This is a genomic window from Bradyrhizobium centrosematis, from assembly GCF_045571495.1.
GTDB lineage: Bacteria > Pseudomonadota > Alphaproteobacteria > Rhizobiales > Xanthobacteraceae > Bradyrhizobium > Bradyrhizobium centrosematis.
The window spans coordinates 4840429-4860895 of sequence record NZ_CP120703.1; the positions used below are offsets into that span (position 1 = coordinate 4840429).

Annotated in this window: 19 protein-coding genes and 1 riboswitch; of the genes, 9 read left to right on the top strand and 10 right to left on the bottom strand. The window is 66.0% G+C overall.

Annotated features, from left to right (window positions below; translation table 11 throughout):
* Positions 1-2 precede the first annotated feature (2 nt).
* The 5 genes from P6U31_RS23310 to P6U31_RS23330 are packed head-to-tail and all read right to left on the bottom strand — an operon-like array spanning position 3 to position 6445.
* Entirely contained in the window at positions 3-632 is a 630-nt protein-coding gene (locus P6U31_RS23310; RefSeq protein WP_407184122.1) for a precorrin-8X methylmutase, read from the bottom strand.
* Positions 632-1795, bottom strand: coding sequence for a precorrin-3B synthase (gene cobG, locus P6U31_RS23315; RefSeq protein ID WP_407184123.1), 1164 nt, complete (start codon positions 1793-1795; stop codon positions 632-634). The genes P6U31_RS23310 and cobG overlap by 1 nt, the downstream gene beginning before the upstream one ends.
* Positions 1792-5040, bottom strand: coding sequence for a cobaltochelatase subunit CobN (gene cobN / locus P6U31_RS23320; RefSeq protein ID WP_407184124.1), 3249 nt, complete (start codon positions 5038-5040; stop codon positions 1792-1794). The genes cobG and cobN overlap by 4 nt, the downstream gene beginning before the upstream one ends.
* Positions 5040-6074 (bottom strand): cobalamin biosynthesis protein CobW, encoded by a 1035-nt coding sequence (cobW, locus tag P6U31_RS23325; protein ID WP_407184125.1) that lies wholly within the window; start codon positions 6072-6074, stop codon positions 5040-5042. Before cobW ends, cobN begins: the two co-directional genes overlap by 1 nt.
* Positions 6071-6445, bottom strand: a complete 375-nt coding sequence (locus P6U31_RS23330; RefSeq protein WP_407184126.1) for a DUF1636 family protein — start codon at positions 6443-6445, stop codon at positions 6071-6073. Before P6U31_RS23330 ends, cobW begins: the two co-directional genes overlap by 4 nt.
* Positions 6446-6538: 93 nt before the next feature.
* Positions 6539-6759: riboswitch (cobalamin riboswitch) on the bottom strand.
* A gap of 40 nt (positions 6760-6799) precedes the next feature.
* Here P6U31_RS23330 and cobO point away from each other — a divergent pair.
* The gene (gene cobO, locus P6U31_RS23335) at positions 6800-7435 is read left to right on the top strand and encodes a cob(I)yrinic acid a,c-diamide adenosyltransferase (RefSeq protein ID WP_407184127.1); all 636 of its coding nucleotides are present in this window, start codon (positions 6800-6802) and stop codon (positions 7433-7435) included.
* 5 nt (positions 7436-7440) lie between these two features.
* Positions 7441-8889 carry a cobyric acid synthase gene (locus P6U31_RS23340; RefSeq protein ID WP_407184128.1) on the top strand — a complete coding sequence of 483 codons (1449 nt, stop codon included), beginning with the start codon at positions 7441-7443 and terminating at the stop codon, positions 8887-8889.
* Here the strand turns inward: P6U31_RS23340 and cobD are convergent.
* Both cobD and cbiB read right to left on the bottom strand, forming a co-directional pair.
* Complete coding sequence (cobD, locus tag P6U31_RS23345; protein WP_407184129.1) at positions 8878-9843, bottom strand: threonine-phosphate decarboxylase CobD; 966 nt, start codon at positions 9841-9843, stop codon at positions 8878-8880. The genes P6U31_RS23340 and cobD overlap by 12 nt on opposite strands.
* An 11-nt stretch (positions 9844-9854) precedes the next feature.
* Positions 9855-10778 (bottom strand): adenosylcobinamide-phosphate synthase CbiB, encoded by a 924-nt coding sequence (gene cbiB / locus P6U31_RS23350; protein WP_407189922.1) that lies wholly within the window; start codon positions 10776-10778, stop codon positions 9855-9857.
* Between the two features lie 168 nt (positions 10779-10946).
* Between cbiB and cobU the strand changes: the two genes are divergently transcribed.
* Genes cobU through bluB form a run of 3 tightly spaced genes read left to right on the top strand, consistent with a single transcriptional unit; the run spans position 10947 to position 12866 of the window.
* Complete coding sequence (cobU, locus tag P6U31_RS23355) at positions 10947-11450, top strand: bifunctional adenosylcobinamide kinase/adenosylcobinamide-phosphate guanylyltransferase (protein WP_407184130.1); 504 nt, start codon at positions 10947-10949, stop codon at positions 11448-11450.
* A complete protein-coding gene (gene cobS / locus P6U31_RS23360) occupies positions 11447-12229 on the top strand; it encodes an adenosylcobinamide-GDP ribazoletransferase (RefSeq protein ID WP_407184131.1) in 783 nt (260 codons plus the stop codon). The genes cobU and cobS overlap by 4 nt, the downstream gene beginning before the upstream one ends.
* 4 nt (positions 12230-12233) lie before the next feature.
* On the top strand, positions 12234-12866 hold the full coding sequence (bluB, locus tag P6U31_RS23365) for a 5,6-dimethylbenzimidazole synthase (protein WP_407184132.1): 633 nt from the start codon (positions 12234-12236) through the stop codon (positions 12864-12866).
* Here bluB and P6U31_RS23370 read toward each other — a convergent pair.
* A complete protein-coding gene (locus P6U31_RS23370) occupies positions 12863-13768 on the bottom strand; it encodes a LysR substrate-binding domain-containing protein (RefSeq protein ID WP_407184133.1) in 906 nt (301 codons plus the stop codon). The genes bluB and P6U31_RS23370 overlap by 4 nt on opposite strands.
* A 127-nt stretch (positions 13769-13895) precedes the next feature.
* On the opposite strand from P6U31_RS23370, the gene P6U31_RS23375 reads away from it, so the two are divergent.
* Both P6U31_RS23375 and P6U31_RS23380 read left to right on the top strand, forming a co-directional pair.
* Entirely contained in the window at positions 13896-14834 is a 939-nt protein-coding gene (locus P6U31_RS23375) for a ring-cleaving dioxygenase (protein WP_407184134.1), read from the top strand.
* On the top strand, positions 14831-15457 hold the full coding sequence (locus P6U31_RS23380; protein ID WP_407184135.1) for an alpha/beta hydrolase: 627 nt from the start codon (positions 14831-14833) through the stop codon (positions 15455-15457). Before P6U31_RS23375 ends, P6U31_RS23380 begins: the two co-directional genes overlap by 4 nt.
* Positions 15458-15589: 132 nt before the next feature.
* On the opposite strand, the gene P6U31_RS23385 is transcribed toward P6U31_RS23380, so the two are convergent.
* Entirely contained in the window at positions 15590-16132 is a 543-nt protein-coding gene (locus P6U31_RS23385; protein ID WP_407184136.1) for a 2'-5' RNA ligase family protein, read from the bottom strand.
* A gap of 292 nt (positions 16133-16424) precedes the next feature.
* On the opposite strand from P6U31_RS23385, the gene P6U31_RS23390 reads away from it, so the two are divergent.
* The gene (locus P6U31_RS23390) at positions 16425-17045 is read left to right on the top strand and encodes a uridine kinase (protein ID WP_407184137.1); all 621 of its coding nucleotides are present in this window, start codon (positions 16425-16427) and stop codon (positions 17043-17045) included.
* Between the two features lie 338 nt (positions 17046-17383).
* Positions 17384-19003, top strand: coding sequence for an alpha-amylase family protein (locus P6U31_RS23395; RefSeq protein WP_407184138.1), 1620 nt, complete (start codon positions 17384-17386; stop codon positions 19001-19003).
* A 144-nt stretch (positions 19004-19147) separates the two neighbouring features.
* On the opposite strand, the gene P6U31_RS23400 is transcribed toward P6U31_RS23395, so the two are convergent.
* The gene (locus P6U31_RS23400) at positions 19148-20353 is read right to left on the bottom strand and encodes a calcium-binding protein (protein WP_407184139.1); all 1206 of its coding nucleotides are present in this window, start codon (positions 20351-20353) and stop codon (positions 19148-19150) included.
* Positions 20354-20467 lie beyond the last annotated feature (114 nt).

Sequence of the window (20467 nt, forward strand, 5' to 3'; positions counted from 1 at the left end):
TGCTATTCGCTCCGGCTCGCCAGTGCGTTCACTGCGGCAACGGTGATCGCCGATCCGCCAAGGCGGCCCTCGACCGTCAGCGCCGGCGCCGGCGGATCGGCCATCAGCGCGGCCTTGGATTCGGCTGCGCCGACGAAGCCGACGGGACAGCCGATGATTGCCGCCGGCCGCGGACAGTTTGGGTCCTCCAGCATGTTGAGCAGATGAAACAGCGCGGTCGGCGCGTTGCCGATCGCGACGATCGCGCCGCCCAGATGCGGCCGCCACAGCTCGAGTGCCGCGGCCGACCGGGTGTTGTGCATGGATTGCGCCAGGGCGGGCACGGCGGCCTCACCGAGCGTGCAGATCACGGCATTGGCGGCGGGCAATCTTGCGCGCGTAATGCCTTCGGAGACCATGCGCGCGTCGCACAGGATCGGCGCGCCCTTCTGCAAGGCCGCGCGCGCGGTAATCGCCATACCTGGCGTGAAGCGGATATGCGCCTCCAGGCCGACCATGCCGGCCGCGTGGATCATCCGCACCACCACCTGCTCCTCGTCCGGCGTGAAGCGCGCAAGATCGGCCTCGGCCCGGATGGTGGCGAAGGATTGCCGATAGATCGCCGCGCCATCGGTCTCATAAGCGTGCGGCATCAGTTCCCTCCGACGAGGATCGAGGGATCGCTGACGATGTCGGCGCCGTTGAGGCCGCGCAGGACCGGCTCGTCACGCGTCGAGCCGTCACGGATGAGATCGAAGCCGGCGCGCGTCGCAACCAGCGTAACGGCGGCCGTGCCGGAATGGGCGCAGCCTTTGCCGCAGCCGGAGACGTGGAGCCGCGCGTCGGCGGCGATGCGCGGGGCGAGCGCTGCAGCGAGGGCACGCGTATCGGCATGGGCTTCGCGGCAGCGCGGCGCGCCGCTGCAGGCGATGACGCGCAGCGCGGGATCGAACGGCTCGGTGATGAGACCGGCCCCGCTCGGCATCTCCCGCTTGCCCTCGCTCAGCACCATCCGCCACGGCGTCATCCGCAGCGCGTGACCACAACCGGCGAATTGGCCGAGCGTCGTGTGCAGCATCTGCCCGAACGCGACGCCGACCATCGCGCCTTGCGGATAGTGCCCGGGCCGCGAGGCGGCCATCACCGGCGCAGGCTCGGTCTCGCCGCGCAGCGATGCAGGCAATGCCGCGCCGGAGGCGATGTGGGCGGCCATCCGCCCGCGCCCGCTCCTCGCGCCGCCGGAGACCAGGAACCAGCTCGCGAGCGCCAGCGCCGTGCTCACGGCCTCGCCGCGCGCGACGGAGCGGCCGAGCGGTGCACCGTCGGCCCGCACCAGGAGACGGCCCTCGCGGTCGCGCTCGATACGAATGTCGGCGGAATCGCCCGCCAGCACCCGCGATCGTCCATCGTCAATGGCGAAGCCGAACTTGGTGGGAAGCGCGAGGCCGCTATCGGCAAGCCCCTCCTCCAGCTCGGCGGCGAGCGACTGCGTTTCGTCGCCGCCGCTCCAGAACGGCGTCACCAGGATGTTGCGCCGGGCTTCGATATCGGCGTCGGGGTCGAGCAGCGCGAGCTGCGCAAGGCCGTCGAGCAGCGCCAGGTGGCTTTGCTCGCTGACGCCCCGGATCTGGAGATTGGCGCGGCTCGTCACATCGATCAGACCATTGCCGTGTCGCCCGGCGAGTTCGGCAAGTCCGGCGATTTGTGCGGCTTCAAGCCGCCCGCCGAACGGACGCACGCGCACCACGAGCCCGTCGCCCGACGGCATCGGGCGCAGCGCGCCGGGACACCAGCCCTTGACCGTGGCCGTGTTCATGAGGCCTCCCGGAGCGCTGCCGCGATCGAATTGCGGCGCGTTTGCCAGAGCGCGGCATCATGCAGGCGCGCAAAGCAGGTTTGCATCGCGGCGAGCGCCGACGGATTTTCACGCGCCATGAAGGCGCGAACGTCGTCATTGCCGAGCGTCGCCTCGTAGTAGAGATCGAACAGATGCGGCGGCACGGCGCCGGCGAGATGGGCGAAGGCCGCCATGTGCTCCAAGGTCGCGGTGATCTCGGCCGCCCCGCGAAAACCGTGCCGCATCATGCCGGCGATCCAGTCCGGATTGGCCGCGCGTGCGCGGACAACGCGCGAGATTTCTTCCGTCAGCGAGCGTGCGCGCGGCTGCTCGGGGCGCGTCGTGTCGAGGTGATAGAGCGATGGTCCCGTCGCGCCGAGATGCGCCGCTGCCGCCGCAACGCCGGCTTCATGCGCGGCATAATCGGCGGCGAGCAGCAGATCGGTTTCGGGCAGGTCCTGGGCGTGGACGAAGGCATCGGCCGCAGCGAGGCGCTGTTCGATGCCGGCGCGATCGTGCTGCATCTCGCCGGCAGCCGAGAACGTCCAGGACGAGGCCGACAGCCAGGCTTCGCCGGCGGCCTCGCGCGTCTCCGGCGTGAAGGCATCGGGGATCGCCGACAGGCCGACGCCGTATTGTCCGGGACGCGGCGCGAACACGCGCGAGGCGCGGTGGCGGTATGGATTCTCCTCGCCCTCGTCTTCGCGGCCCGCAAGCGCCTCGGAGGCGGCCTCGAACAATTGCGCAAGGCCTGAGAAGACGTCGCGGAACAGGCCCGATACCCGCAGCGTCACGTCGATGCGGGGCCGGCCGAGCTCGGCCGGCGCGATGATGTCGTAGCCGGTGACCCGGCCGGACGCGTGATCCCAGCGCGGCGCGAGGCCAGCCAGATGCAGCGCCATCGCGAACTCCTCGCCGGCCGTGCGCATCGTCGCCGAGCCCCAGAGGTCGACGACGAGGCCCTTCGGCCAATCGCCGTGATCCTGCAAATGACGGCGCAGCAGCTCCTCTGCGAGCTTTATCCCCTGCGCATGCGCCGATGGTGTCGGCACCGCGCGCGGATCGACCGCGAAGAGATTGCGCCCGGTCGGCAACACGTCGGTGCGGCCGCGATAGGGCGAGCCCGCCGGCCCCGGTGCGACGCGCCTGCCGGCGAGCGCGGCCCGCAGCGCATCGCGCTCCGCCTCGCCGCAGGCGCCGCGACCGAACACGTGCAGCCCATCGCCGAACTGGCTTTCCTTGAGATCGCAGACAAAGCGGTCGATGCGCGGAATCGCTTCGGCCGGTGCCGCCGCGGCGTCGAGACCGAGGTCGTCTTCGAGACCTGCCGCGCGCGCCTCGTCGCGGATCGCGGCAATCAGCCGCTGACGGCGTGCGGGATCGAGACCATCGGCGGTCGAATATTCGTCGAGCAGCCGTTCGAGCCGCCGCAATCTCTCCGGCACCGCGGATTGCGCGAGTGGCGGCGGAAGATGGCCGATCGTAACCGCGCCGATGCGCCGTTTCGCCTGCGCGGCCTCGCCGGGATCGTTGACGATGAAGGGATAGATGACGGGGAGATCGCCGATCAGGGCCTCCGGCCAGCAGGCGGACGACAACGCAACCGACTTTCCGGGCAGCCATTCCAGCGTGCCGTGCGCGCCCATATGCACCATGGCGTCACACCCCTGCTGCCGGAGCCAGAGATAGAACGCGACATAGGCGTGGCGCGGCGTGCGGGCGAGATCGTGATAATCGGCATCGCGCGTGGCAGCATCGCCACGCTCCGGCTGGACCGCAATGACCGACTTGCCGCACGCGATGGCAGCGAATTGAAACGCGCCATCGCGGCAAGCCGGATCGCTCTCGGGCGCCCCCCAGGCCTGCGCGAGATCGTCCTGCAGGGACTGCGGCAGGCGCGAGAGCGCCGCGCGGTAATCGGCAACGCTCCAGGTCAAATTCTGCCTGAGCAGCGTTTCACCGAGAGCATGCACTGGCGCGAGATCGAAACCGGTCTCACCGAGATCGGATACCAGAGCCTCCACTGAAGCCAGTGCATCGAGCCCGACCGCGTGCGCGATCTGGTGCGGACGGCCCGGATAGTTCGAGAGCACGATAGCCAGCCGCTTCTCGCCGGCCGGCTTTTCTGCGAGGCGCCGCCAGGCCAGGGCGCGCGCAGCAACAGCCCTCACGCGCTCCTCGTCGGGCGTGTGGGCCAGATGCGAAAATTGCAGATCCGGATCACGCATCGCGACCGATTTGAAACTCACCACGCCCGCGAACAGCCGGCCGTCGACCTCGGGCAGCACCACATGCATCGCAAGATCCCCGGGCGACAGACCCCGCAGCGAGGTCGCCCAGTCCTCGCGGCGCGCCGTGGAGAGCGCGACCTGAAACACGGGGCAAGGCGCAGCATCGAACGGCGTCGTGCCGTCGTAGCCGAGGGCCGAGAACGCCGTCGCATTGACGATCACGGCCGGAGGATGTTGCGCCAGATGCGCGCGCAGCCAATCGGCGACGCCTGCGGCCTTCAGCGAGGTGACGAACGCGCCGTAGGCGTCAAAGCCCTTGTCGCGCAGCGCGGCGATCAGCGCGTCGACCGGGCCGGTGTCGGCGGCGGTGAGATAGGAGCGATAGAACGTCACCAGCGCGCGGGGCCTGCCCTCGCCGGTCTCCGGCCCGGCGATGACGCCGCGCGCAGGATCGTAAAAGCCCCTCTCGGGCACGCTCATCTCGCCGATGACGGGACCTGCGTAGAGGCCCGAAGCCAGCGCGAGCTGCGCGATCGCCGCCTGCGCCGCGACTGGTCCGCCGGCATCGCAGAGCACCTTGAGCCGCCGCAGCGTCGAGACAGGCAACGTCGAATATTGATCGAGCCGCGCGTCATCGCGGCCGTCGGCCGGCAGCACGGCGAGCACGATGCCCCGGTCCTTGGCAAGCTGCTGCAGGGCCGCAAGCCCATACGTCCAGTAAGACTCCCCGCCGATCAAGCGCACCAAAATGCCACGCGCCTGCGACAGCGTGCGCTCGACATAGGTGTCGACCGACAGCGGATGGCGCAGCTCCGCGAGATTGGCGAGCCGCAGCGACGGCAGACTGCCGCGGCCACGCCGCCAGCCGGCCGCGAACGCCGCCAGGTCGGAATCCGAATACGAGAGCACCACGAGATCGGCCGGGTCCTGGCCGATGTCCCTTGGCGTCGCGGTCTCCTCCAGACCGCGGCTCTCGCGGAAGACGACGTGCATCAGATGCCTAGTCCTGACCTGATCGCTGCTTCATCGATATCGCCGTGCTCGCCGATCACGACGAGCTTCGACTGCCTGTGCCCTGCGCCCCAGGGCTTGTCGAACTGATGGCGCACGCGCTCGCCGACGGCCTGCAACAATAGTCGCATCGGCTTGCCCGCGACCGCGATATAGCCCTTGGCGCGCAGCACGTTCTGCTCGCGCGCAAGACGCTGCACGGATGCGACCAGCGCGTCGATATCGGCGACCTCCGGAAGATCGATCACGACCGAGGCGAAATCGTCGTGCTCATGCTCCTCCTCGCCGTCATGATGCGAAGGGCGCGCGGCGAGATCATTCTCGGCGGCAGCGCCGAGCCCGAGGATGACGCGCGCGTCGATCGCGCCCTCGGTGACGGGCAGCATCGGCACGCGACGCGGCATCTCGGCGGTGATCGCCGCCTTGGCTGCTTCGATGCCGGCGGCGCCGGCAAGGTCGGCCTTGGTCAGCAGCACGATATCGGCGCAGGCGATCTGATCCTCGAACACTTCGGACAGCGGCGTCTCATGATCGAGATTGTCGTCTGCCGCGCGCTGCGCCTCGACGGCGTCCGGGTCGGGCGCGAAGCGGCCCGCCGCCACGGCCTCGGCATCGGCCAGCGCGATCACGCCATCGACCGTGATGCGCGAGCGAATTTCCGGCCAATCGAACGCCTTCAAGAGCGGCTTCGGCAATGCCAATCCCGAGGTCTCGATCAGGATGTGATCGGGCCGCACCGGTCGCGCCAGCAGCCGCTCCATCGTCGGAATGAAATCATCGGCAACGGTGCAGCAGATGCAGCCATTGGCGAGCTCGACGATATTCTCCTCGGGGCAGTTCGCATCGGCGCAGGATTTCAGGATCTCGCCGTCGACGCCCTCGCTGCCGAACTCGTTGACGAGCACGGCGAGCTTCTTGCCGCCGGCGTTGCTGAGCAGATGCTGGATCAGCGTCGTCTTGCCGGAGCCGAGGAAACCGGTGACCACCGTGACCGGGACTTTTGCGAGCGAGTTCATTCGGCGGCCTCCGGCAAGGCGGGAATTGGGGGAATGCGTGCAAGCGACTGCTTGCGGAAAATTTCAGGACGGCTGCGCCAGGGCACGATCCCGTCGGGTGCGGCCGCATAGGCCGCAGCGCCCGCGACCACGTCGTGCGCATTCGCATCCGACAAGCGGCCGTAGACATAGGACCAGCGGCCGGGCGCGCTCAGCGCCACCGAGCAGCCCTGGCTGCAGGCCGACAGGCACTCCACGGGAACCAATTTGACGCCGTCGGGCACGCCGGCCTCGAGGATCGCGCCGTGCAGGCGCTTGCCGGGCGTCGTCTCGCCCTCGCCAAGCGTCTGGCCGGCACGGCAGGTGATGCAGACGTGAAGTGTGACGGTCATCGCCTCTTCCAGATAACAGCGGGAGGCGATGAGGCACACGGACCATTCTTCGGAAGGCCCGTTTCCCCGTCGCGGAACACCCCGTCCGCCGGTCCAAAACTCGTCCGCGCTGGCAGGTCTCCCGGCTTGCGGAGCAGGGTCTTGCCCTTCGATCCCCGCCTTCCCGATTCCAGAAGGAATCAGTGGCTTCGGGCATCTCTCCGGTCACGGTCGCGGGGGCGGCTGCATTTTGGACCCAAATCTTGCCGATTCGGACCCTATCGCATTCCCTCTTCGCCTGTCATAGGACAGGAACCAACGCCGGGCCACCATTTGCCGGTGGCCGCCTCTTGTCAAGCCGAAGGACCGGGTCCCATGACCTCTGAACCGGATACCCAAATAGCCGAGAATACCGACATCAGGCACGCCCAGAAGATGGCGAAGAAGAAGGCCGCCCGCGATAAGATCATGGCGACCAAGAGCGGTGAGAAGGGCCTCATTATCGTCCACACCGGCGCCGGCAAGGGTAAGTCCTCCTCGGCTTTCGGCATGATCGTCCGCTGCGTCGCCCACGGCTTCCCCTGCGCGGTGGTGCAGTTCATCAAGGGCGCGTGGGACACCGGCGAGCGGCGCCTGCTCACCGGCCATTTCGGCGAGCTCTGCCAGTTCCACGCAATGGGCGAAGGTTTCACCTGGGAGACTCAGGACCGCGCCCGCGACATCGCCGCCGCGCGCGCCGGCTGGGAGAAGGCCAAGGAGCTGATCTCCGATGCGAATTTGCGCATGGTCGTGCTCGACGAGATCAACATCGCGCTCCGCTACGACTATCTCGACATCGCCGAAATCGTCGAGTTCCTGACGAGCTCGAAGCCGCCGATGACTCACGTCGTGCTCACCGGTCGCAACGCCAAGGACGAGCTGATCGAGATCGCCGATCTCGTCACCGAGATGACGCTGGTCAAGCACCCCTTCCGCTCCGGCATCAAGGCGCAGGCCGGCGTCGAGTTCTGAATTCGATGGCACGCGCGCTGATGATCCAGGGGGCCGGCTCGGACGTGGGCAAATCGCTCATCGTCGCCGGCCTCGCCCGAGCCTTCACGCGGCGGAGCTTGCGCGTGCTTCCATTCAAGCCGCAGAACATGTCCAACAACGCGGCCGTCACGATCGATGGCGGCGAGATCGGCCGCGCGCAGGCATTGCAGGCGCTGGCCGCCGGCGCCGAGCCGCACACCGACATGAACCCGGTGCTGCTCAAGCCCGAGACCGATGTCGGCGCGCAGGTGATCGTCCAGGGCAAGCGCATCGCAACCGCACGTGCGCGCGACTACGCCGCGATGAAGCCTTCATTGATGGGCGCCGTGCTGGAGAGCTTCGAGCGCCTGAAGGCAAAGTCCGATCTGGTGCTGGTCGAAGGCGCCGGCAGCCCGGCCGAGGTCAATCTGCGCAAGGCCGACATCGCCAATATGGGATTTGCGCGCAAGGCCGACGTGCCCGTCGTGCTGGTCGGCGACATCGATCGCGGCGGCGTCATCGCCCAGCTCGTCGGCATCAAGACGGTGATCGACCCTGAGGATGCCGCGATGATCTCCGGTTTCGTCATCAACAAGTTCCGCGGCGATCCCACGCTGTTCGACGACGGCTATAGGCTGATCGCGCAAAAGACCGCCTGGCGCGGCCTTGGCGTGCTGCCCTGGTTTCCGCGCGCCGGCGAGCTGCCGGCCGAGGATGCGCTGGGCCTGAGCGATGCGCGCAAGCCCGGCCAGTGCAAGATCGCATGCCTCGTACTATCGCGGATCGCCAATTTCGACGATCTCGATCCGCTCAAGCTCGAGCCGGGTGTCGATCTCGTGATGGTGCGTCCCGGCGAAGCAATTCCTGGCGATGTCAGGCTCGTCATCATTCCCGGCTCCAAATCGACCCGCGGCGATCTCGCCTTCCTGCGTGCACAGGGCTGGGAGATCGATCTGCTTGCACATCACCGCCGGGGCGGCCATGTGCTCGGCCTCTGCGGCGGCTACCAGATGCTCGGGCGCAGCGTCGCGGACCCCGATGGCATCGAAGGCCCCGCAGGCAACACGCCGGGCCTCGGGCTGCTCGACGTGGACACGGTGATGAGCCCGCAGAAGACGCTGACGCGTGTCGCCGCCGTGCATGCCGCCACCGGGCAGCCGATCGCAGCTTACGAGATCCACATCGGCCGCACCGAAGGGCCGGATCGCGGGCGCCCCTTCGCGACCCTGAACGGCGAGCCGGAAGGCGCAATCTCGCGCGACGGCCGCGTGCAGGGCAGCTATCTGCACGGCCTCTTCACGTCGGACGACTTCCGCAAGGCGTTTTTGGCGAAGCTCGACATTCCCGCAGGCGACGAGCCCTATCATGCCAGGGTCGAGAGCGCGCTCGATGCGCTGGCCGATCACATCGAAAAGCATCTCGACGTCGAAGGCCTGCTCGCGCTAGCGCGCTAGCGCCCCGGCAAGGCGGCTCCATTCGGCTTCGCTGCCTGGAAGCCCGAGGCGCAGCCATTTCGGCTCCTTCGCGAATACACGCGACCAGATCCGGGCACGCGCGAGCATCTCCTGCGCGGCGAGCGCGTCAGGCGTCTCGTAGAGGCGAAACAGCGATGCGCCGCCGACAAGCCGCCAGCCTTGCGCCCGCGCCATCTCGTCGAGGCGAGCACAGTCCTTCGCAAGCCGCGCGGACGTAGCTTCGGCCCAGGCGTCGTCGTGCAAGGCGCGGCAGCCGATCGCGATCGCTGCGCCCGAGACCGGCCAGGGCCCGGACGACGCCGCGAGCCGGTCGATATCGGCGGCGTTCCCGATCGCAAAGCCGAGCCGCAGGCCGGCCAGGCCGTAGAACTTTCCAAAGGAGCGCAAGATCAACAATCCCGGCCGGTCCGCCTCAGGCGCGAGCGACAGTTGCGGAACGGTATCGACAAAGCTCTCGTCGATCACGAGACGACCGACGCGCGGCAGCAGCGCGAGCAGATCCTTCGGCGAATAGCATCGGCCATCGGGATTGTTGGGATTGACGACGACGGCGAGGTCCGCGCCTTCGAGCGCGTCGAGCTCGCTGGCCTCCTGCACATCCCAGCCCGCGGCCGACAGCACGCCTGCATATTCATTATAGGTCGGCGCGAGAATGCACGCGCGGCCGGGCGACGCGAGTTGCGGCAGCAACTGGATCGCGGCCTGCGCGCCGCCAAGCGCCACGATCGGCGCACTGGTGCGGTACGCGTGCCGCGCCGCCTGATGCAGGGCCTCGATCTCCGCGCGCGAAGGCAGCGCGCTCCACGCTCGCGCGCTCACCTCGCCCACGGGATAAGGCAGCCGGTTGATCCCGGTCGACAGGTCGATCCAGTCTTCGGCGCGTCCGCCAAAACGCTGCTGAGCTTGATCCAGATTTCCACCGTGCTCGCGCATGCCCCGTTCTTTCACGCGAAGGCGAGGATCGCAAGCATGCCGGCGAGCAGCAGCATGGCACGGCGGTAGACCGCCAGTCCCTCGCCAATGTCGGCGGCGCGCGGATCGCGCGCGCCCTCGTTCAGCCAAGGCTCGTTGGCGATGCTGCCATGATAGATGCGGGGTCCGCTGAGCCGCACGCCAAGCCCGCCGGCCATGGCGGCTTCCGGCCAGCCGGCGTTCGGCGAGCGATGCCGCCGCGCATCGCGCGTCATGCACGCCAGCGCCTCGGACCGATGCGGTGCCAGCAATACGAATAGAAATCCGGTCAGGCGCGCCGGAATGAAATTGGCGAGATCGTCGATACGCGCCGCCGCCCAGCCGAAGGCTTCGTGGCGCTCGTTGCGGTGACCGATCATGGAATCCAGCGTGTTGATCGCCTTGTAACCGAGAATGCCCGGCAGGCCGAACAGCGCGCCCCAGAACACCGGCGCGACGATACCGTCGGAGGCGTTCTCCGCGAGGCTCTCGATCGCCGCGCGCGCGATCCCGGCTTCATCGAGCGCTGAGGGATCGCGCCCGACGATGCGCGAGACGGCCTCACGCGCGGCGGCGATCTCGCCAGCCAGCAAGGGACGAGCGACGGCCGCGACGTGATCATGCAGCGAGCGCAGCGCGACCAGCGGCCAGGCGAGGACGCCGATCAGCACGATCTGGATCGAGCCAGCAGGAAGCAAGGCCTGAAGCAGCCAGCCGATCACGACGGAGCATGCGATCACAAAAAGCGCTGCGACGATGCCGGCCGCGCGGCGCAGCGCCGGCGGATCGGAGGCGCGATTCCAGCCGCGATCGATGGCGCCGATCAGCCGCCCAAGCCACGTCACGGGATGGCCGATCCGCGCGAACAGCCACGACGGCCAGCCCACGAGAGCATCCACCGCCATCGCCACCACCATCGCGCCCGCAAAGCCCAAGCCTGCCTGCAAAGAGCCTATCTGCAAAGCCCGCCTCCTGTCCCGCCCCTGTTGCGCAAAGCGACGGCGGAGCGCAAGCCCCTACCCGCCTGATTTCGGCTTTGTCTTTGCCCGCGATTGGTGGTTAGTCAGGCGCTTGAGGAGACCTTCATGGCCGTCATCTTGATCACGGGCGGAGCACGATCGGGCAAGAGCAAGCATGCGGAAATGCGCACACGCGCCTTTCCCGGGCTGCCGGTCTATGTCGCGACGGCCGAGGCGCTCGATGCCGAGATGGAGGCGCGCATCGCAAGGCACCGCGCGCGACGCGGAACCGACTGGATCGAACGTGAGGTCCCGCTCGATCTCGTCAAGGCGCTGGCTGCAAGCGATGGCGGCGGTGCAAGGCTGGTGGACTGCCTGACGCTATGGCTCTCCAATTTGATGCTCGCCGAGCGCGACTGGGAGCGTGAAGTGGCCGAGCTCGCCGCGGCCCTGCCCCGCGTGACCAGCCCCGTCGTCCTCGTCACCAACGAGGTCGGCCTCGGCATCGTCCCCGACAACGCACTGGCGCGCAGCTTTCGCGACGCCGCCGGGATCATGAACCAGACGATCGCTGGCGTTGCCGACGAGGTCGAGTTCGTCGTCGCCGGCCTGCCCATGAAGCTGAAATGATGGCGCGCGCCGGGCTGCTCAAAGACATCTTCGCCGATCTCAGGATGGCGGCATCGTTCGTGACGATTCTCCCGGTGGCCTCCTCGAAGCCTGCGGGCGACGGCGCCGTCGCGCGGGCGACCTGGGCCCTGCCCGTCGCTGGGCTGCTGGTCGGCCTTGCCGGTGCGTTGGTCTACAAGGTCGCCATCCGCTTCGGATTGACGCCGAACCTTGCCGCCCTGCTCGCTTTGGCCGCCACCGCGCTCATCACCGGCGCGCTGCATGAAGACGGCCTCGCCGACACCGCCGACGGGCTCGGTGGCGGCCGGACGCGCGAGCGCAAGCTCGAGATCATGCGCGACAGCCGGATCGGCACTTACGGTGTCTGCGCGCTGATCCTCTCGTTCGGCCTGCGCTGGAGCGCGCTGGCGACCATCGCCAATCCCTTCGCCGTCACGCTTGCGCTGTGCGCTGCGCACGCTGCCGCGCGTGCAGGTGTGCCGGCCTTCATGTTGCTGGTCCCGCCGGCGCGGCCGGACGGGCTTTCCGCGAGCGCCGGAGCGCCGCCGGGCCGCAGCGTCGCCATTGCATTCGCCCTTGGAACGCTCGCACTCGCCCTCATGCTCGGGCCGGGCAAGGCGCTCGTCAGCCTGATCCTGCTGTCGCTCGCCGGCCTGCTCCTGGCGCGGCTTGCAATCCGCCAGATTGGCGGACAGACCGGCGACATTCTCGGCGCGTTCGAGCAATCCGGCGAGATCCTGATCCTGCTGGTCGCCGCTGCCTTTCAGATGGGACGCTGACCTCATGGTCGATTTCGACGACAGCTTCCGCCGGCAACTGCACGAGCTGTTCGTGTGGCGCCGCGACGTGCGCCGCTTTCGCACAGATCCGCTGCCGGACGGCGCCATCGATCGTCTGATCGCGACCGCTTGCCTGTCGCCCTCGGTCGGGCTCAGCCAGCCCTGGCGCTTCGTCATCGTCGACGATACCGCGCGCCGCCGCGCTGTGGTCGACGATTTCAGGGCATGCAATGCCGAAGCGCTGAACTGCTATTCCGGCGAGCGCGCCGCACGCTATGCCACGCTGAAACTGTCGGGGCTCGAACAGGCGCCCGGCCATCTCGCCGTGTTCGCCGACAAGACCAGCGACATCGGCCACGGCCTCGGCCGCGCCACCATGCCGGAGACCACCGAATATTCCGTCGTCGCCGCCATCACGGCGATGTGGCTGGCCGCGCGCGCGGAAGGCATCGGCCTCGGCTGGGTGTCGATCCTGAACCCCGCGCGCATCCACGCCATCCTGGACGTGCCCGAGACCTGGAAATTCATCGCCTATCTCTGCATCGGTTATCCGGAAGCCGAGTGTGACCAGCCGGAGCTGGAGCAGGCGAAATGGGAGCATCGGCGCGGCGCGGATGAGTTTACGCTGCGGCGTTAGCGAGAGGCGGGGACCTCCTCCCGCCCAAACCGCTCGACGAGGAAGTCGATGAACAGCCGCACCTTCACCGATAGATGCCGCGTCGGCGGATAGACCGCATAGAGCGCGAGCGGCGGCGCGGAATAATCATCCAACACCGTCCGCAGCTCTCCCTTCTTCAACGCATCTGCCGCAATGAACTCCGGCAGCAGCGCAAGTCCCCTGCCCTTGATCGCGACGTCGCGCAGCACCTCAGCATTGTTGACGCAGAGCGACCAGGCCGGTTGGATCCAGTGGTCGCCATCGGCGCCGCTAAGCTTCCACTGATTACCGGTCAGCAGGAAGCCGTAGGTGAGCGAAGCGTGCTCGCGCAGATCCTGTGGATGTCTGGGCGTGCCGTGCCGGGCCAGATAATCCGGCGAGGCACAGATCATGCGCGGCACCGGCATGATTTTTCGCGCGATCAGGCTGGAGGATTCCAGCTCTGCGATCCGCAAGGTCACGTCAAAGCCGTCCTGAACGGGATCGAGCAGGTCGTCGCTGAGCACGATCTGAAGCTGCAGCTCGCCATAGCGCGCCATGAAATCGGCGAGCACGGGACCTAACCGCATCGTGCCGAACGACATCGGCGCGTTGACGCGGAGCAGCCCGCGCGGTGCCGACTGCGCCTGCGTCACCGCCTGGTCGGCCGCCTCGACCTCCGAAAGGATGACGAGCGCGCGCTCGAAATAACGCTGACCGTTCTCGGTCGGGCTGGCGTGTCGGGTGGTCCGGTTCAGGAGCTGGACGCCGAGGCTCTCTTCGAGGTCGGCGATATATTTGCTGATCGCCGAGCGCGACAGCCTGAGCTGCCGACCCGCCTCGGCAAAGCTGCCGCTTTCGACCACTTTCACGAAGGCCCTGAGGCTGCCGAGCTTATCCAAGGCCGGCCTCCGCGGATTGTTTCCAAATCGTAGACATAGCCGTCATATTTGCATGGATTGTCTCCAATCCAAAGCGGAACAATATTTCCGGCCAGAGCAACACACTCCCCGAACTTGGAGGACGACAATGTCTGGACTGCACCATGTCACCGCGATCGCCGGCGACCCCATCCGCAATTTCGGCTTCTACACGCGGGATCTCGGCCTGCGCTTCGTCAAGAAGACAGTCAATTTCGACGATCCCGGCACCTATCACTTCTACTATGGCGATGAGACCGGCCGGCCCGGCACCATCCTCACCTTCTTTCCCTGGGCCGGCGTTCCCGCCGGGCGCCGCGGCGTCGGCGAGACTCATCAGACCGCCTTCCGGGTGCCGCAGCGCTCGCTCGGCTATTGGACGCAGCGCTTCACCGAGAAGGGCATTGCCTATGAGGCGCTGGAGAAGCGCTTCGGCGAATCGGTGCTGCCGTTCACCGATCCTGATGGCATGGCGCTCGCGCTGGTCGGCGTGCCGGGTGCGGAGAACGAGCCCGGCTGGAGCAACGGCGACGTGCCGGCCGAGCACGCGATCCGCGGCTTCCACGGCGTGACCCTGCTGCTCGACAGCGCGGCGAAGACGGCCGCCATCCTCACCGACGTGTTGGGCTTCAAGGAGACGGGACGCGAAGGCTCGGTGATCCGCTTCAAGGCGCCCGGCGATGCAGAGGGCAGCGTCGTCGACATCTACGAGGCCAAAGGATTCCTGCGCGGCCATCAGGGCGGCGGCTCCGTCCACCACATCGCCTTCCGCGCGGCCGACGATGCCGAGCAGGGCAAGATGGCGCAAAAGCTCGTGAGCAATCACGGCCTGCATCCGACCGAGCAGCGCGACCGCAACTACTTCCGCTCGATCTATTTCCGCGAGCCCGGCGGCGTGCTGTTCGAGATCGCCACCGACATCCCCGGCTTCGCCGTCGACGAGCCCGTCGCGACGCTGGGACGTGACCTCAAGCTGCCCGCCTTCCTCGAGCAACACCGCAAGCAGATCGAAGGCGTGCTGCCGAGCCTGGAAGAGACCGCGTCATGACCGAGACTACCTTCATCCATCGCTTCGAGCCCGCAGGCGAGGCGGGCTCCCCTCCGCTGTTGCTGCTGCACGGCACCGGCGGCGACGAGAACGATCTGCTCGGGCTCGGCAGGATGATCTCGCCGACGTCAGCCCTGCTCTCGCCGCGCGGCCGTGTGCTCGAGCACGGCATGCCGCGCTTCTTCCGCCGTCTGGCCGAAGGCGTGTTCGACGAGGAGGACGTACGCCGTCGCGCGCAGGAGCTCGGCGAGTTCGTGGTGGAGGCGCGACAGAGATACGGCATCGCCGCACCCGTTGCGGTCGGCTTCTCCAACGGCGCCAATATCGCAGCCGCGCTGTTGCTGCTGAAGCCGGACGTGCTTGCCGGCGCGATCCTGCTGCGTGCGATGGTGCCGCTGTCGGTTTCGCCGAAGGCCGAGCTCAGCGGCAAGCCGGTCCTGCTGTTGTCGGGACAGGCCGATCCGATCGTGCCGGCGAGCAATTCGGCAAAGCTTGCGGCTCTGCTCTCGCAAGCCGGCGCGAGCGTGACCCACAGGGTCCTGCCGGCGGGCCATCAATTGTCGCAAGCTGACGTGACGCTCGCCCGCGACTGGATCGGCAACGTCGCCGCAGAAGCCGCATGAGAGGAGCGGCGCATCGTCTCGAAGACGGTGCGCCACTTGCCTTTCGAACCACCGGCAGCGCGAGGTGTGGCGACAGGCCAGAAGCCGACTTCCAGTCATGTTTCAATACTTGGCGGTCGGCCGCACACCGGCTTATGCAGCGTCCTTCGGCAGCTCCTTCTGCGCAACGATCCGCACCGGCGGAAAAGTGACGCAATCGATCACGTCGAAAACAACTTCGATCCGTCGGTCGAATGACTGCGCAAAGGCGATGGCGCTCTTACTGTTCCCGTCCAGGATTCGCGTGCCGAGCGTGCAATGGGGCGTCCAGGTGCCGGGCCGATAATGCGGCCGACAATGGACCGGGTCGATGGCCGCGCTGATCGAAGCGTGCCACCTTCCGAGGGTCGAGCTCGCCTCAGGCTCGGCCCATAGCACGAGAGGCGGGCCTGCGAACCATCGAATCCGTCTGAAGGCGATGGACAGCTGTGCTTCGCCTGCAGTTGCACGGAGCATTGCGTCCCACGCGATCCTCGCTTCGATGTCAGGCGAATCATAGATGGCGAATGTGAGATGTGGCCGGTAAGCCAGGACCCGCATCGATGGCTCATCCTCGAAAACCGCGACCTGATCCCACAGCCGCTCGATCTCGTCCGCGGACGCGTTATCGGCTCGAATGTTGATAGCAACCGCCATCGAGGTCCTGCTCGAGCTGAGAAACTCCGTCATCTTGATCGGCCGGTCGACGGTCCGCAATGGTCAAAGGCTCACTAGCTTCGTTCGCATCGCCCGTACGGGTCGCCTTCAGGAAACGCATCTCGGGGCGCACTGAGGTCAGGAACGGGCCAATTCGAGCCGCAAGCTGACAGTTCGCCGGTCGGCAACGCGATGGCCGATTGCCGAAGTGACGCCCCCGTCGTAGGCTCGACTGACTTTTCTTGGGCGCATTTCGATCCAGATGGAAAAGAGAAGGACGCTTCTATCCGACTTGGCCGATCGCCTCGTCGTGACCTCGCCAGATCGAACGGTCCGCGTCGCCATCGACGGCGTCGACGGGGCTGGAAAGACCACATTCGCCAACGAACTCGGAATCTTCGTAGCGACCAAGGGGCGGCCTGTGATCCGAGCATCGGTAGACGGATTCCACAATCCGAGGGCGGTGAGATATCAGCGCGGGCGGCATTCACCGGAAGGCTTTTTCGAGGACTCCTACAACTATCCGGCATTGAAGCAATACCTGCTGGACCCGCTAAGCCCCGATGGTTCTCGCCGCTATCGTCGGGCATTCTTCGATCACGTGACCGATGAAATTGTGCCAGCTGATGATCTGGAGGCCGAGCCATCGTCCATTTTGCTGATCGACGGCATCTTCCTGCACCGGCCCGAGCTGCTCGCCTATTGGGACGCTACAATCTTCCTCCGCACGGACTTTGCCGTGTCCGTTGCGCGGTGCGCTTCGCGCGACGGCTCGTCGCCCGACCCTGAGGCTCCATCGAACCGACGCTACGTTGAGGGACAGCGGCTTTATCTTCGGAGCTGCCAACCTGAAGCGAAGGCCACAATCGTAATCGATTACAACGACCTTTCAGCGCCCTCGATCGTCATCTGAGCACTCAAACGACACGGTCTGTCCGCACCGACTGCACGGAGGACGGCAAGCGGCAGTCGATCGTTCACCAGCGGGGGACCGCCTCGCGCCGATCTCGGTGCCAAGGGTCAGGGTGATGTTGTCGTTGCCGCCGAGCGCATCGCCGCCGATGGAACCGATGGGATCGCCACTAGCTGTCGCTGAGCCCTCCACGGTGTCCAGAGTGATGTCGAGCACCGACAAATCGAACCGCACTTAACTCGGGAACAAGTGGCAATCTGGAAGGTTGTGACCACGATCACGCTGAGCTTCTCGCCTTGAGGAGGCGTGCGTGCTGGCGCAGCTGTGGATGACAACGATTGCTCGACCTTTGGTACAAGAACGCGGTCATCTACAGTTTAAACGTCGCCACGTACAAGGATGGCAACGGAGACGGCATCGGCGATTTCAAGGGGCTGACGGAGCAGCTCGATCATATTGCCCAGCTGGGCGCAAACTGCCTGTGGTTACTTCCGTTCTATCCGAGCCCCGGGCTCGACCATGGCTACGATGTGACTGACTACTACAACGTCGCTCCGGCACTTGGCACGCTGGGCGACTTCGTCGAATTCAGTCACCAAGCGAGGCTGCGGGGACTGAGACTGATCGTCGATCTGCCGATCAACCATACCTCTGATCGGCATCCCTGGTTTCAGCAGGCGCGTGCCGATCCGGCATCACCCTTCCGGGAATACTACGTCTGGTCAGCCGCAGAGCCCGAAAACAGCACGGAAGGGGTCGTCTTTCCAGGGTATCAGCTGAGCGTATGGACTTACGACCTTTGCGCGAGAGCTTGGTACTATCACCGCTTCTACCAGCACCAGCCCGACCTGAACATCGGCTGCCCGGCAGTTCGCGAGGAGATCTTCAAGATCTTCGGCTTTTGGCTCGAGCTTGGCGTGTCGGGCTTCCGCATTGACGCAGCGCCGTTCGTCGTTGAAGAAGTGCGGCCCGATCATCCGCCGACGCGGCGATATGAATTTTTTGCCGAGCTTCGCAACTTTCTCTCCTGGCGGAAAGGAGACGCCGTTCTATTGGCCGAAGCCAACGTTTCTCCTGACGAGCTGAAACACTATTTCGGCGATGGATCGCGGATCCACATCCTCTTTGCGTTCTTGATCAACCAGTACCTTTTTCTTGCGCTGGCGCGCGAGAACGCCGAGTCCTTGCGGCGCTGTCTGACGTCCCTGCCGCGCTTGCCGCAGTTCGGACAATGGGCTCAGTTCCTGCGCAATCATGATGAGCTGGATCTCGGACGTTTGACCGCTGAAGAGCGCGAAGAAATCTACGCGCAGTTCGCGCCCTCGCGCAAAATGCAGCTTTACGGGCGCGGAATTCGCCGCCGCTTGGCGCCCATGCTCGGTAACGACCGCAGGCGCATAGAGTTGGCTTTCAGCCTGCTCTTCAGCCTTCCGGGCACCCCGGTCGTCTATTACGGAGACGAACTGGGAATGGGCGACGACCTCGCGCTTCCGGAACGATGGCCCGTGCGGGCCTGCATGCAATGGACCGAGGACGACAATGGCGGATTCTCCTCGCGGGCCCCGGATCGATTGCTGCATCACCTGATCCAGGATCATGCCTACTCACCGGCGAAGGTTAACGCAACCGCCCAGCAGCGCGACCCGGACTCCCTCTTCAACTGGCTTCGGCGGCTCGTGGAAATGCGCCAGTCCTGTGCCGAGATCGGTTGGGGTGAGTGGACGCTCCCCGAAGCCGATTGTCCCCCGGTTCTCGTCCAACTGTTCATCTGGGAGAGCCGATCAGTGCTCATCCTGCACAACCTGTCGCACGTCGAATGTACGACCCATATCAATGATCTTTCGAAGGGAAAGAAGCTGACGGACCTGTTCGGCAATCGGATCTATCCATCGAAGCCGGAGGCCGATGGGGCGATCGAGCTTGATGGTTACGGATACCGCTGGTTTCGCGTGGAGTAGTTTGATTGGTGCCGTCCGATGAGAATAACTCGGATCGCACCTCCGGAAAGAGCACTTCCCCAACGCCCCATGGAAATGAATGGCGCAACCTTCGTCTCGCCCCGCTGGAGGCGGAGCGAGATCGTTGCGCCGGGAGCGACTCGCTCAGACGAGGAAGTCAGTCGAGTGGAGGCTCGCGGCGTGGACGCCGTCGAGCGTGATGGTATCACTCGCCGACAGATGGATCACGGCGTCGCCGGCGGCATTGTCGCTGATCACCTTCGACAGCGCCGCCCAGTCCGCAAATCCGTAGTCCTGCACGTTGATCAGGTCGTGCTCCATCACGGTGCTGCCGACCGCCTTGTTGCCTTGATCGAAGTCGGTGATGAGGTCGTTGCCGGAGCCGACATTAAAGACGAAGATGTCGCTGTTTCCGCCGCCCGTGAGTTCGTCGTTGCCGGCGCCGCCGTTGAGGATGTCTCTGCCGCCGGTGATCGAGCCAGGCGTCGCGGGGTCATAGATCGCGGCATCACCATAGAGGTGATCGTTGGTTGCCCCGCCGGTGAGAATATCGTTGCCGCCGGCCGCGTTGCCGGACATGGTCCGCGCATCTCCGAAGAGCTCCGGGTTCGTCAGTTGGAGGGTATCGGGGCCATTGAACTCAAGTGTAATGATATCGTCTCCCCCCTTGGCATTGTCGGTCAGTGAGGTCACTGAATCTCCGTACGCAAATCCGCTGGTCCAGACGATGTCCGTGCCAAAGGTCAGAGTGATATTGTCGTTGCCGCCGAGCGCATCGCCGCCGATGGAACCGATGGCATCGCCGCTGGCTGTCGCTGAGCCCTCCATGGTGTCCACAGTGATAGCGATTGTGTCATTGCCGCCCTGCGCCGTGCCGGTCATGGAACCGCCGGCATCGCCAGCGTACAAATGGTCGTAGCTGCGCCAGCCCACCGCGCCGATGATGGTGTCACTGCCGCCGTGCGAACTCCCCGACATGTCACCGGCAACGTCGCCGAAAGCATGCACGCTGGTGTACATCGAATCGGCCAAGACACTGATCGTGTCATTGCCGCCGCTGGCGTTGTCGGTCATCGCCTGGGCGTCGCCGGTCACGAGGGCTTCGTTCCAGCCGTAATTGAAGTTGACCGTGAGCGTGTCGTTGCCGCCGTGGGACTGGCCATGCAACGTCGTGTTGTCGTCGCCGAAGATCGTGACGTCTGCCTCGGGCTGGGTGATGGTTGCCGTTACGGTGTCGTTGCCGCCCCAGGCGTCCGCGGTGGTCGGGAAGTTCGGATCGCCGTAGATGGTTTCGATTTGACCAAACTGGTCGAGCAGGACGTCGATGGTGTCGTTCGGCAGATGCTGCATGGTGTCACTCCCATTTCATTGTCGGAAGCGGGCCTGACGCTTGCAGTATTTTCTTGCAAGACGCGTTGTTGACCACGCTTCACGGAGACGAATCTAGTTTTGGTCGATGGCGAA